Here is a 13,611-nt window from a genome sequence, read left to right on the forward strand (position 1 = left end):
ATGCACGAAATCGTAAACCGGCTGTGCAGACATGGAGACATGTCTGAGCATGGCCGGTTTCATCATTTACTGACAGGAGTGGGAATATTGCTATCTGACAATTGGATTCAAGTCTATCCGGCACCGGAGGGTGCCGTGCACAACCCGGATTTCTCTGTCCGCGTCCGGACGCCGGGTGAGGAGTGGAGGCCGCTCTTCAGCTACAACGTCAAAGTTGATATGCACAATGTACGGAACGCATCAATGGTCATGTTCGATTGCTCCGGAACGGTTGACATTGAAGTCGAGTATCATCCTGAGACGGTCCGCGAGGCTGTGATCCGGCCGCTATCAGCCGGTTTAGTGGGGGAAATAAGCGGCCGCAGCCTGTCGTTCACCATTGACGGGCCTAAGCTGCTGTCGGTTGAAGTCAATGGCGAACGGTTTCATAATCTTCATATTTTTGCGAATCCGCCGGAAGAGCAGCTGCCGGACATGGAAGGCGGTGAGATTCTGATGCTGGAGCCGGGACTGCATAATACAGAGAAGCTTCAGCAACAGCTGGAGCATACTAAGGATGCGGGATTCCAGCGAATCGTTATCTTCAGACCGGGTGTTCACCGGCTGAGTGAGCCGCTGCTGCACCTCCCATCCTGCTGCACGGTGTATATCCCGGGAGGGGCTGTCGTTTATGGAGGTTTTGTGTGCGACGGGGTTCATGAAGTCACGGTTAAAGGCAGGGGGATCCTGTACATGTCGGATTATGAGAAGAATACCTTTTACCGGGGCTTCGAAATCAAGTATTCAAGTCATATCCACATCGAAGGGATAACCGTAATTGATCCTCCACACTACACCGTACTTCTCGGCCAGTCGGAGCATATCCTGATCCGCAACCTGAAATCGTTCAGTACGCGCGGCTGGTGTGACGGCATTGATATGATGGCCTGCAAACAGGTCACCATTGAAGGAGGTTTCCTCCGCACATCTGATGACTGTATTGCGGTGTATGCATCGCGCGGCGAATTCCGGGGCGATACACGGGATGTCACGGTCAGCGGCTCCATCCTGTGGGCGGATGTCGCCCACCCGGTCAATATCGGCACACACGGTGATTATGACGGAGACGGTGATGTGATTGAGAATATCCGGTTCACGGAGCTTGATATCCTGGAGCATCATGAGCCACAGCCCGATTACTGGGGCTGCCTGGCGATTAACGCAGGCGACAACAATACAGTCCGCAATGTATCTTATGAGGATATCCGGATTGAATCGTTTGAGCTTGGTGAATTGTTCAATCTGCGGGTATTGCAGAATGAGAAATATAACCCGGCTCCGGGCAAGCGGATCGAGCAGATCATCTTCAGGAACATTCACTTTAACGGTACCTGCATGAATCCTTCGCATATTGAGGGGTATGATGATACACGGGTTGTCCAGGACGTTACTTTCGAGAATGTAACGGTGAACGGCAGCGCATTTCAATTGGAGGAGCCGTATGTCATCATCGGGAAGCATGCTCAGGGGATAAAGGTGTTGTAAGGGAGCCTCCTAAAAGTGGGATCAACGTTGGCACTTGGGTGGACGCTGCGTGAACGGACTGTTGTTCCAATCGCTGTTGCCCCCAGATTTTATTGATTCTCCTTAGCGGTGAAAATCCGGGGTCAAAGGCGACCGCTAACGCTTTTCCACAATCAGTCCGTCCTCTCCGCTGTTTAAGCGGGGAAAGTGTTTCAGGACCAAAGAACAACCGGGGCTTTCGATTGCCCGCAATCTGCTGAAGCGAGCAGTCATAGACCAAAACGTAGAGCAGCGCTCCCCCAATAACAGGGGAAGCGCTGCTATGCGTTTTTGGTCAATCTGTGGCTTAATTCAATAAAAGAGCGTCCATCCAAGTGCTAACGGATATCCTTCTCAAACAGGCTTAAGGAGTGACCTCGGTAAAGGTAGCATCTGCGATAAATGCAGAACCGGACTCGGCCTGAGCAAATAACAGATAATTGCTGTGACGCAAATATTTGGTCTGGTCTGTCCACATCTGATAAGAGGATTTCTGCGGGTCGGCTAAACCGGCTACACGGCGGAAGGTCGCCTCGTTGTTAAAGGCTGCTGTGCTGTCATTCTGGTCCAGCCATACTTCGCCATTCGTCCGAACCCCCAGGAACCGTCCCGGGTAGTTGACGGACTCGAACGATACACCGCCAACACCGGCCAGGCCGGTAACCATCTTGAATTGTGAATCCTGGGCAGGGGAGACGCCGGCATCTATCCGGGCGCGGTAGCTGCTGTGCCGGAGGAAGCGGTCCGGATAGTTATAAGACTGCAGGCCGATATTCACGGAGACCGGTTCGAGTCTCCATTGCTGGTGGCTGCCGAGCGTGTACCTCCATTGATCAATCAGGGCAGCTTCACTAGTCGAGGCGTTAACCACGTCAGCCGGCTTATTCGAATGCACAGGGGTAATCCGGTAGTATCCGCTGCCCGTAGGGATGAAAGCGAACTTCTGATGGTCTCCGCCGTTGCCGGAGTAGACTTGGAATTTGGCTCCATGGTCCAGAGAGCCGCTTGCGACCTCCAGGAATAGCCCGCTCTGCACATTCTTAATGCTGTACTGGCCGCCGCCAAGATGGGTTACGGTCCATTGCTGGCTGACTGCTCCAGTATAGGTTGATTTCCTTACCGGGAAGTTGTTCGCCGTACCGGCGGCTTCCATAGCCTTGCCGTCCAGACGCACGGTGAAACGGTACGTGCCATCCGGAATATTGCCTCCTGGAAGAGAGGCTGATTCCCTGGAGCCAGCCGGGCGGGTATAGAGCAGCGTGCCGAATCCAAGCTGGTCAAAGGTGGAGGGATACTGCGTATTCGCGCCACCTTCCGGTCTTGTCAGCGCGGCGCGGGCAGCAATATTGGGGACCGACAGTCCCTTCCGGTTGGCATAATGGTTATAGATCATTTCCCAGATGGGGCGGACCTCATTGCGGCTGGCATTGGAGACAACGGTCTGGGACTGGACGGCACCGTTCGTGCCGGTACCCCACTCGTAGGCGGCAAACGGCACATCTGCCCCGTTATTGTATTTGGCTACATATTCGGCGGCCCGCAGGAAGCGGTTGTTCGCCCAGCCGTACAGGTCGTCGCCCTGATGCCAGGCCATTTCGTTAATCACAGCCATCAGACCGACGCCGAGCTGGGTGTGCGCCTGGTCGCGCCCGGATTCCTGCCACTGGGCCAGCCCATTCGGATGAAGGTAAGGAATCGCGTTGTAAATCGAGCCATTGCCGGCCCCATGCTTGTAATATTCAACTCCAATATTGTAGATATCCGCACGGTCGCAGAAGATCCCGATAGCCACAGCCGAAGCCATATTAGCCAGATCCCAGTTGGCCCAGTAATTCTGGATGTAGGCGTCATTGTGGTCCTGGCCGTATTCATTGCCGATCAGGAACCGTTCATTCAGCGGTTTATAGAAGACATTGATCAGCATATCCTGCATCTGCGTTAGATTAAAGCCGGGATAATCCCGCATGAGTTCGGCTGCATTGGCCAGTTCATAACCATAGAGGCCGGAAGCCAGATAACGGTCCGCATTGCCTGAGACGGCCGTAAGGGTGGACGACCAGGCGTTCAGAATATCGCGCGCGGTGTCTCCGTTGGCCGTGCTTCCGCTGATCTTCCAGCGCAGGGCATTCTGGTAAGCCCGGGCTGTATCGTTGTAGAGCAGAGCCACATTGTCCCCGGTGCCGCCGTGGATAATCGTGGCGGTTGCCTGCGGGGTCCAGCCGGCTTGCGACAGCGGGCTGTTCACGAGCTGGTTCCACCCATCCAGAACCGGCTGGGTTCCGGCATTCACCATCTGCCTCATGCGGTCGAAATCCGCCTGCGAATGGAGCAGGCCCGGATGTGCAAAGCCGCCTGCCGGAGCCGCCTCCGCTTGCTGGTCCGGTACGAGTCCGGTTAAACCTGCTGCAAGGGTGAGGATTAACAGGATCATCACAAACTTTTTCATATTATCAGCTCTCCTTCTTATTATGGAATCGCTTCCATCCCGTACTATAGCCCAATCTCGTCCGGGAATAAATTCCAATTATATTAGAAAGAGTGCATTTCTTAATGCTTTTTATAATCAGGATCTTTCCTGCGGGGGGATTGGAGCTTTCGTTAAAGTTTGAATGAAAACATAAGAAAACAAAAGAATTTACAATAGATAGCAAGTTGAGAATTTGCTATGATGAGCCGTGTTTCCGCGAGGAAATGGATTGTAGAACACAAAGTTATTCATTTACAAGGAGGTTGGATATGAGCATCCGGAAATCCCTGTTATCGAAAGCGCTTGTCATTATGATCTCAAGCATCCTGTTAGCTGTAACCCTGATTGGAGATATTGCCCTGCCTATGGCTAAGGCGGAGGCCAGTATTCCTGAACCCACGGATCTGGTTATTATTCATGAGACGGTCAGAGGCGGGTTTACCCATCCCGGGGTGGGAGTGACCAAGTCTGTTCTGGAAAATATGCGCGAGCAGGTGATCGCGGGGCAGGAGCCCTGGGCTTCGTATTACGCGGCCATGACGAAGTCGTCGTATGCTTCCAGAACCGTTACATCAAACCTGGCCAGCGCGGCAGATCCGTCCAAGCCAAAAAGCGTCGCCGTGAACAGCAAGGGAGCATTCGTTACAGACGGGTTAAGTGCGTATACGCAAGCTCTCATGTATTACATTACCGGAGATGAAGTTTACCGGGCCAATGCGATGGCTATTATCCGCATCTGGGAGCAGATGGACCCGGCTCAGTATACGTATTTTACGGACTCTCATATCCATATGGGCATTCCGCTGAACCGGATGGTGACCGCGGCGGAGATTCTCCGGTACACCGTTGCCCGGAACGGGGCGCTTAGCTGGACGGAAGCGGATACCGCCAAATTCACGTCCAATCTGATTGTGCCGATGACGGAGACCTTTCTGCACGGCAATAACTATTTCATGAACCAGCATTTGTATCCGCTGCTCGGGGCGATGTCCGGTTATATCTTCACAGACAATATGGACCGGTACAAGGAAGGCGTTGAATGGTTTACGGTTAATAAGACTGCCGTGGATCAGGGCCAGAACGGTGCGATCCGGCAGCTGTTCCGGCTGGTGACGGAAGACGCCGTAACCGGTGAACAGCTGGAGACGCCGAGAGTTCAGCATGTGGAGATGGGCCGGGACCAGGCTCACGGCGCTGGAGATCTTACCAATGTGGAGATTCTGGGACGGTTACTGGATGCCCAGGGCACGAAGGTTGATCCGGCGGATGGAACGCTGTCCACTGCGGATAATGCTGTAACCGCTTACGCCTTCCTGGGCAACCGGATTCTGAAGGCGGCGGATTACTTCGCCCAATATATGCTGGGTTATGACACACCCTGGACTCCCGTTGTGGCCCGCTACGACGCGGAAGGAAATCCGGTGATTTATAAAGTGCTGTCCGGTGCATACCGGGGGCGGATCGGCGGCAATGTATACGGCCAGTATTATTACTATAAATACAGCATGGGGCTGGATATAGAGAAGGAAGCTCCATACTATGCCGAAATGTTCAATAAGCGGACGCCGTATCACTGGGAATCACCCGATGGCGGGGCGGACTACTGGCTGTTCATCCCGAAGGAAGCGGCTTCCGAAGGGGCATCCACCTTGCCCGAAGTCTCGCCCAGCGCAGATTGGACAGAAATCGAGCAGCGGGCTACCAGCTTGGATTCCAATGCGGTGACCCGGCAAGAAGGAGACATTTCCTACGTGCGGGTTAAGGCTACAGAAGCAGGCAGCCGGGTTTCTGTGGTCGCTTCAAGCACAAGCCTGAAGACAGTTGCTCTCCGCATCCGGACCAATGGAACAGCGAGGCTGGAAGTTAACGGATGGACGGAATCAGAGCTCGTACTGCCGGATACGAAGGGCCAGTGGAAATATATAACGCTGACCATGGATCAATATCATGGATTGGGCGATTTGATCTATTTCAAGGTTACGGGTCCCGGAACACTGGTCGACATCGATCATCTGCTGCTGGCGCCGGCAGCCGGATTGACCCCGCCGGTCTTCACTTCCGGACCGGCAGATATGAATGCATATGCCTATACGGGCTCTGAAGCTGCACTCCAGGTTGATCTGTCTGCCAAAGATGCAGCCGCAGGCGATACTGTGACCTATCAGCTGGACCCTAAACCTGAAGGGGCTGTATTCAATGAGAGCACGGGTGAGTTCTCCTGGATGCCGGAGCAGCCGGGGGTATATTCCCTGATCTTAAGCGCGGACGATGGAGTTGCCGTAACAGCCAAAGCTGTAACCGTTACTGTAGGCAGGAACCGGCAGGAGGCGGCAACGGCTGCTGCCGGCAGGTACAATCCGGAAACCAGCTACATCTCCACGACACTGGCGGAATATATGGCCATGATTGACGATGTGACGAATGCGCTGCCAAGCGCATCCGATGAAGAGATGTACCGGAAGCTGGCCGGGCTGAATCTCGCCGCCCAAGGTCTGAAGGAATTGACACCCCTGATGAAAGACGGAAGCATGCGTTATTTCGATACGGTAGCTTCTTCCACTTTCGGTACAGAGATTGGTAATCTGATCGATAACGCGCCGGACAGCTTTGCCGGTTATTATCTGGCCGACAGTCTCAGCTATATTCTGGATTTCGGGGTGAACTTCAAGGTATCCGCCACGGCCTTCGCGCTTCAGGTCAGAACCGGATTCCCTGAGCGGATTGGCGGGGCTGCAGTATATGGCTCGAATGACAAGGAGTCCTGGACCCGGCTCACTCCGGGAGTAACTACGGTATCGGATGCAATGCAGACTCTGGAGGTCGGTGAAGCGCAGCAGGAAGGCCAGTTCCGTTTCCTGAAGCTTCAGATGATCGAGCCGTCAAGCACGATGTTCGAATTGTCCGAGCTTCGCATCTATGGCCTGCGGCATGAGACCCATAACAAGCTGAAGTCTGTAACGCTCAGCTCCCCGCAGAGTACTCAGAACAGGGTAGAAACCGGCAGCAGGGTGGACCTGTCCTTCCAATCTGCTGAACCTATTGAGGGTGTAGAGGTTACCCTACAGGGCCGGCAAGCCTCCGTTCACACCACAGACCGGATCAATTGGACGGCTTCTGTAATTATGGACAGTGCTATGCCGGCGGGCAAGATCAAATTCTCTATTAACTATACAACCGCAGGCGGATTGCCGGCCGCGCCTGCCCTGTTCACTACAGATCATTCAGTGCTCTACTATGTAAACAAGTCCAATTATGTGGATGTCACGAAGCTGGCCCGTGTGACGGCTTCAAGTGCCCAATACGGCAGTAATGGTCTGCCCGCAGACAAGGTCGGCTATCTGCTGTTTGACGGCAACACTGCAACCTATGGAGACTTGGCCAGCGGCAACGGGGCTTATTATACGCTGGACTTCGGGCCAGATGCGTCAATCAGGCTCAGCGGCGTCATTCTGCTGCCGAGAACAGGTTATGCCAGCCGAATGAACGGCCTGATCATTCAAGGCTCCAATGATGAGCTGAATTGGAGTAATCTCACCCCGGCTGTGTCTGGGGCGGCTGACCAATCGTGGACCTATATTAATGAAGAACAAATGAAGGACAGCAAGCCTTACCGGTATTTAAGAATAGTGAACCCAGCTTCATGGAGCGGCAATGTAGCTGAAGTAGAAATATACGGCGAATATAGTATTCCAGCCGCAGTCCTTGAGTCGAAGGTGAAAGGGCCTGAAGGATACACCCGGCTAAGCTACTATCAGTACAAGCAAGAGGCGGACCGGATTGTGCAAGCTGCCGGAGATCAAGGCGCAGATATGCTGGCCTTGCTTAATGAGCTGTTCCAGGCGGAGCGGCTGCTGGTTACGGTCACGGAGCTGCCAGCGGAGAGAATAGCAGTTACCGAACCGATGGTGAAGGCGTCCCATATCTCGTGGGACGGGAAATTATCCGAAGCTGCCAACGGCTGGAAGGCCTTCGACGGCGACAAGGCTACGTATACCGATACCAAGGTTAATCCGGGCTGGGTTGTTGCCGATCTGGGAGCGGGCAACGACAAGGCGTTGTCCAGCTTCAAATTCTATCCGAGAAGCACCCAGGCCCATCTCGGAAGGGTCAATGGAGCGATTCTTCAGGGCTCTGCAGATGGAGAGCACTACACGGATCTATACACCATAAGCGGTATCACCACCGCTGAATGGCATACGGCTGCCATTAGCGGCGATACAGCTTACCGCTATCTGCGTTATTATTCCCCAAGCGGGAACGCCAATGTGGCTGAGCTGGAATTCTATCAGAAGACAGCTGACCGGACACTGCTGGAGTATCTGAGAGAGCAGGCCGAAGGTGTGCAACGTGACCTCTATACGGAAGAGAGTCTTGTAGTTCTGGATACGGCAAAAGCTGCCGCGCTGGACCTGGCTGCGGATGCGGCCCAATCCGCTATCGACGCAGCAGCCACCGGCTTGCTGACAGCCATGGAGCAATTAGTGGTCCAACCGGTCATTGTCAGTCTGAACAAGGTGGAAGTAACAACAGCAGTGGGAACAGCTCCGGTGCTGCCGTCAGTAGTAGAGGCAGTGTATAGCAATAAGACGGTCAGATCCTTGTCTGTACTATGGCAGGATATTGATCCGGTTCAATACAGCTCCGTGGGAAGCTTCACGGTAACCGGTGCGGTCTACGGCACCGATGTGCCGGCAGTCGCCAATGTGGCTGTAATGGATGAAGATTCGCCAACGCCGCCGGTACTTCCGGCATCACCGACCGGATTAACGGCTTCCTCCATTACTGCGAACTCCCTGAAGCTGGGCTGGAATGCCCCGGCTGATAATGTGCGGTTGGCCGGATATGAGGTCCTCCTGAACGGAGAAGTACATGGTACGGTAACAGGGGATACCTATGAGTATGGCTTCACCCGGTTATTGCCGGATACGTCCTATACGTTCCGGGTGACCGCCTTAGATGAAGCGGGTAACAAGGCTTCAAGTAATGATTATACGGTGAAGACTCTGAAGGAGGAGGATCAATCACCGCCACTGGCTTCACCGGTTGACGGCGGGAATACAGGAGGGACCGCCATTCCGGCCCCGGTCCAGACAGTAATAAGCGTACATGGCAGCCGTATTCAGGTTGTTCCTGCCGTACATCAGGGAGCAGCGCTAATCACACTAAGTGAAGAGAGCCTGGAGGAAGTCCTCAAGCAGGCGATCCAGAATAAGGAGGACACCCTGCATATTCAGGTGCAGACGAACGCAGGGTTATCTTCCCTTGTGCTGGAGCTTCCAGCCAGTGCCTGGCTCAAGTCACAGCGGGAAGGAATCAGGTTTCTGTCGGTTGAGTCTGGTTTAGCGTCATTGTTAATTCCGCTGGATGCGGCCGGTAACCTGATGAAAACAGATAAGCTGACCGTGTCGGTCGGGCAGGCAGACCGGTCCGAATGGCAGGCATCGCTGTCTGGTCTGCTCAAGAACAAGCCGGTATATGAGCTCGGACTTTCCGTTAACGGACAGAGCGTGAACATCTTCGCCAACGGTGGCGTTGTGAAGGTAATGATTCCCTATTCGCCGCAAGCGGATGAATCCGTATATGGACTGGTCGCTGCATCCCTGCGTGATGACGGAGGCCAGGAGGTGATCCGGAATTCCACATATGACAGAACAGCCGGAAGACTTATCTTCGGCGCCAGGCACTTCAGCAAGTATGCGGTGCTCTCGGTTCCATCCTCTTATAAAGACATGGATGCTTATTCATGGGCGGAGGATGGCGTTACTGCCTTGTCGGCCCGCGAAATTGTGCAGGGGACCGGGAATAATAGTTATGCTCCGGGGCGCGCGGTATCCCGCGCCGAGTTCCTGAAGATGATGATGGAAGCCTTTGAATTAGTGCAGGCAGGTCAAAGCTCCTCCTTCCAGGATGTGAGATCCGGCCAGTGGTACGCGGATGCGGTTGCATCAGCGGAGGTCTTGGGAATTGTTACGGGATACGGGGACGGTACCTTCGGTGCGGACCGCAGCATTACCCGGGAAGAAATGGCGGTCATTACCGTCCGTGTCCTGAAAGCGGCGGGAGAAGAACTGCCGAAGAATTATGAAGCCGTCAAGTTCAGCGACGCACCGCAAATCTCCGCTTTTGCCTTAGAGGCGGTGAATCTCATCTCTGAAGCGGGCTTCATCGAAGGCCGGAGCTCAGGCGATTTTGCTCCGAAGTCACAGGCTACGCGGGCGGAAGCAGCGGTGCTTGTGGCAAGAGTAATGGGATTGATTTAGGCTGAAAATCACGTTCGAAGAGAGGCTGCTCCATGTCATCTGGGATGACATGAAGCAGCCTTTATTACTGGTTGGTATTATGTATACCAAAACCGCCTGTTAAGGAACAAAATCCCAACCATCTGCGTCTAACCTTATAGAATTAGCAAACCGCACTGGAGGGGAATAGATATGAGAGCAGCACCAATGAACGGGTTGATCCGGAAGACTGCACTTATCGCATTATGTATGTTGCTATTATTGATGGATGGAAGGGTAATAATGGCGGAACCGTCTGCAGGACCAAAGGCGACGGTGCATTTCACAGCGGAAATGCAGGAGGTACTGAATGAGGCAGAGCATGTTCTGCTGGCTGAACAGCCGTTTCCGGACGAAGCAGCCGTGGGCTTTTTCAAGAACGGGCGCAATCTGCCCAAGGGATATTTGGAGAGGACCGCAGACCGGATTCTGGAGCAGCGGGGCAAGTTCGCCAAGGCGTCCGATCTGATTCAGACCGCGCTGGCTTATAGTGCTGCGGGCGGGAATATCAACAACATCGCCGGCATTGATTTGTATCCGCTGCTCATGAACCATGCCGGTCTTGATTCAGAAGGGGCAGCCGTCGTAGCCGCCGCTTATATTACTACGAATAACTCCACCTTCAATACTTATGAGCGGACGAACCGTTATCCCGATATGATCCTCTATCAGCTGCTCGGCATGCAGCTGGCGGACGGCAACTGGTCCATGGCCGGCCGGAGTAATGGAGATCCGGTGTCAACAGCCCGGGTGCTCACGGCGCTGGCTTCGGTAGCGGGAACGGAACTAACGGAGCAGCCTGTAGAGAAGGCTGTGCAGTGGCTGAGGGACAAGCAGCAGCCGGACGGCGGGTTGGATGGCAAGACTGAGACCACGGCGCAAGTCATTATTGCTCTATCCTCCCTGGGAATGGATGCGGCAGACTTTGAGAGAGAAGGCGGCGCATCGCTGCTGGACCATTTGCTGTCTGCGAAGCTCCCGGGCGGCGGCTTTGCGCAAATGGCGGGCGGCACAAATGACCGTTCAGCCACGGTGAACGGCTATCTTGCCCTGACCTCATACAAGCTTTTGGCGGAACAGGCAGGACTTCTGTTCAGCGGACTGCATCATACCGGACCTGAGCGGGCAGTGATCCAGATTGAAGGCCCCGGCGGTACGCTTGCCGGCGGACGGATAACGGGCGGTGATGCGGTGAAGACAGCCGCCGCTTTTTTACAGTCGAAGGGTCTTGCTTATAAGCTGAATGCAGATGCCGCCAAGCCGGCCTTCACAGCTATTGAAGGGATTCAGAACGGACGGTACAACGGACGCGGAGAATGGAAAATGGCCGTTTACAGCGGGGGAAGCGCCTGGCTGTATCCTGAGAACATTTCATCCAGGCTGACGGTCGGTGACGGCGACCAATTGCTGGTGTACTATGCCGATGACACGGAGCTATTAGACCAGATTACGGTGGAGTGGAAGGACCAGTATGGCCAGCAGAGCGGAAGTTTCGCTACTGCCCATACACCGTTTTCGCTGCGAATCACTAAATCCAACAGTCATCTAGGCGGCCTTCCGGCCTTTGGGGTGACGGTAACTCTTCAGGGGACCAGCGTAGTCGCCGACAGCGCCGGAAAGGTATCCTTTGCCGGAATGAAGCCTGGCGTCTATCCTGTGCAGATTACAAAGTACCGGAAAGATGGCGCTCCGGCGTTAGCCAAGCGTACGTTTGCGCTGCATATTACTTCACCCGAACTGGCCAGCTTTAAGGATGCCGGTAAAGTCGCTGCCTGGGCACGGGATGATCTCGCTAAGGCGCTGAGCAGCGGATATATCCAGGGGGTGAGTGCCAGCGAGAATGTGCTTGCACCGAAGCAAAAGCTGACCCGGGCTGAATTTCTTACCCTGCTGCTGCGGCTGCTGCATGAGTTCCCGGATTCCAAGACTGCTTCCGGATTTACCGATGTACCGGCAGGCAAATGGTATAGCGGTACGGTTGCCAAGGCCGTTGAACTCGGCATCGTTAGCCCCACATCGGGCAAGTTTGAGCCTGATCGCGGCATTACGCGGGAGGAAGCGGCGGTCATGGTTGTCCAAGCTGCACAGCTGACCACGTACGGTAGTCCTGAACGTATGGGCTTAGCTGATGTTACAAGCCTGACTCCGGCCAGCCGCCAGGCGATTCAAGCCGTCAATGAATACGGAGTTATGACCGGCAGCGGCGGCCGCTTCGAGCCGAAGCAGGTTCTGGTGCGTGAGCAGGCAGCGGCGATCCTGGTTAGGCTGCAGAAGATCATTCCGGGAGGGTCAATATGAAACTTCAATCCTAGGAGGAAACAGATTTCCGCCTGAAAATATAAACAGCATTTTCAGACGAGGGGGGTAACAGTAGGGAGGACAATCGCTCGCTAAGCTCCATTGTGAACTTATCCGCGCTGTAATAAGCGTCGAAATCTCCAGTCACCGCAGGATCCTTTGTGCCAAGAACGATATATAAGTCAACCAAATCCGTTTTAAATACATGTTTTTCATACGGGTTTTTAGGGACCGGCCAAGAGCAGAGTACTACTTCTGGGCTGTATTTATGAAGGGCAGTTTTGGCATCTGCCTGTTCCACGAAGCCGGGGTAATCGATATAGTGCTTCCAGCTATAGTCGTCTGTTGCTGTGCAGTTGATATTTTTTTCGTTCAAAAACCTGGTTAACGTACCGTCGCCTGCAGCTATTTCAAGACATTTTTTATCGCCTATCAAGCTTGAGAGTTCGTTAATTAAAGGTTTTGAATAGAAACAATAGATGCCTTTTTTATTGACGAGGGGCATTAATATCTTTTTATTTAGGAGAATCCGCCAACACAGCCTGAATAGGCCCAAAGAAACCGGCTTTCGTTCAAGCCCCTTTTTGAATAAAAGCTTTTGTAAGATCATGCCGTCCCAGAGGTTGAACTTTACATTTCCGGCAGGAGTTTTTGAAGAAGCTGTTATATTTTTAGCTGCTCCAGCAGATGAATGGCAAACCGGGCCTTAATCACATTAGGCAGAAAGGCATTAACTGTTTTTTCATTGAAGCCGCTTTTGGAAATTTTATGATTGGCCATCTTTGCACTTGCCGTATATTTATCAAGAATGGCAGGAATTAGATTAGAATTCTTAGTGCTTTTCAGTATACTTAGTTCTTGCAGTACCTCTGCCTGATACTCCGGATACTGTTGTAATAATGTTTCTACGCTAATTTCATTGGCTAATATTTTGTGGGCGGTATCATTCGTGAAATTTCTCATTCTATTCTCCATTGTCATTGAATTTCGTACAGCGCATCTCTAATAATGTATCATATCTCATTC

Annotated in this window: 6 protein-coding genes; 3 read left to right on the forward strand and 3 right to left on the reverse strand. The window is 53.4% G+C overall.

Annotated elements, in window-relative coordinates:
- Window positions 1-1,524 carry a glycosyl hydrolase family 28 protein gene (locus NYE33_RS14455; RefSeq protein ID WP_341066267.1) on the forward strand — a complete coding sequence of 508 codons (1,524 nt, stop codon included), beginning with the start codon at window positions 1-3 and terminating at the stop codon, window positions 1,522-1,524.
- A gap of 382 nt (window positions 1,525-1,906) precedes the next feature.
- On the opposite strand, the gene NYE33_RS14460 is transcribed toward NYE33_RS14455, so the two are convergent.
- On the reverse strand, window positions 1,907-3,988 hold the full coding sequence (locus NYE33_RS14460) for an RICIN domain-containing protein (RefSeq protein ID WP_341066269.1): 2,082 nt from the start codon (window positions 3,986-3,988) through the stop codon (window positions 1,907-1,909).
- A gap of 290 nt (window positions 3,989-4,278) precedes the next feature.
- Between NYE33_RS14460 and NYE33_RS14465 the strand changes: the two genes are divergently transcribed.
- Both NYE33_RS14465 and NYE33_RS14470 read left to right on the forward strand, forming a co-directional pair.
- The gene (locus tag NYE33_RS14465; protein WP_341066272.1) at window positions 4,279-10,269 is read left to right on the forward strand and encodes an S-layer homology domain-containing protein; all 5,991 of its coding nucleotides are present in this window, start codon (window positions 4,279-4,281) and stop codon (window positions 10,267-10,269) included.
- Between the two features lie 261 nt (window positions 10,270-10,530).
- On the forward strand, window positions 10,531-12,585 hold the full coding sequence (locus NYE33_RS14470) for an S-layer homology domain-containing protein (RefSeq protein ID WP_341066274.1): 2,055 nt from the start codon (window positions 10,531-10,533) through the stop codon (window positions 12,583-12,585).
- Between the two features lie 10 nt (window positions 12,586-12,595).
- Here NYE33_RS14470 and NYE33_RS14475 read toward each other — a convergent pair whose 3' ends face one another.
- Together NYE33_RS14475 and NYE33_RS14480 are read right to left on the reverse strand one after the other, a co-directional pair.
- A complete protein-coding gene (locus NYE33_RS14475) occupies window positions 12,596-13,195 on the reverse strand; it encodes a hypothetical protein (protein WP_341066276.1) in 600 nt (199 codons plus the stop codon).
- A gap of 53 nt (window positions 13,196-13,248) precedes the next feature.
- Entirely contained in the window at window positions 13,249-13,566 is a 318-nt protein-coding gene (locus tag NYE33_RS14480; RefSeq protein ID WP_341066277.1) for a hypothetical protein, read from the reverse strand.
- Between the last annotated feature and the right edge of the window lie 45 nt (window positions 13,567-13,611).

Origin of the sequence: Paenibacillus sp. FSL R10-2199 (assembly GCF_038000235.1) — a bacterium.
GTDB classification, from domain to species: domain Bacteria; phylum Bacillota; class Bacilli; order Paenibacillales; family Paenibacillaceae; genus Paenibacillus_AQ; species Paenibacillus_AQ phytohabitans.

Bases quoted from the DNA above. Each gene is read 5' to 3' on its own strand.
- NYE33_RS14455 (WP_341066267.1), top strand. From the start codon at position 1: ATGCACGAAATCGTAAACCGGCTGTGCAGACATGGAGACATGTCTGAG.
- NYE33_RS14460 (WP_341066269.1), bottom strand. From the start codon at position 3,988: ATGAAAAAGTTTGTGATGATCCTGTTAATCCTCACCCTTGCAGCAGGT.
- NYE33_RS14465 (WP_341066272.1), top strand. From the start codon at position 4,279: ATGAGCATCCGGAAATCCCTGTTATCGAAAGCGCTTGTCATTATGATC.
- NYE33_RS14470 (WP_341066274.1), top strand. From the start codon at position 10,531: ATGGCGGAACCGTCTGCAGGACCAAAGGCGACGGTGCATTTCACAGCG.
- NYE33_RS14475 (WP_341066276.1), bottom strand. From the start codon at position 13,195: ATGATCTTACAAAAGCTTTTATTCAAAAAGGGGCTTGAACGAAAGCCG.
- NYE33_RS14480 (WP_341066277.1), bottom strand. From the start codon at position 13,566: ATGACAATGGAGAATAGAATGAGAAATTTCACGAATGATACCGCCCAC.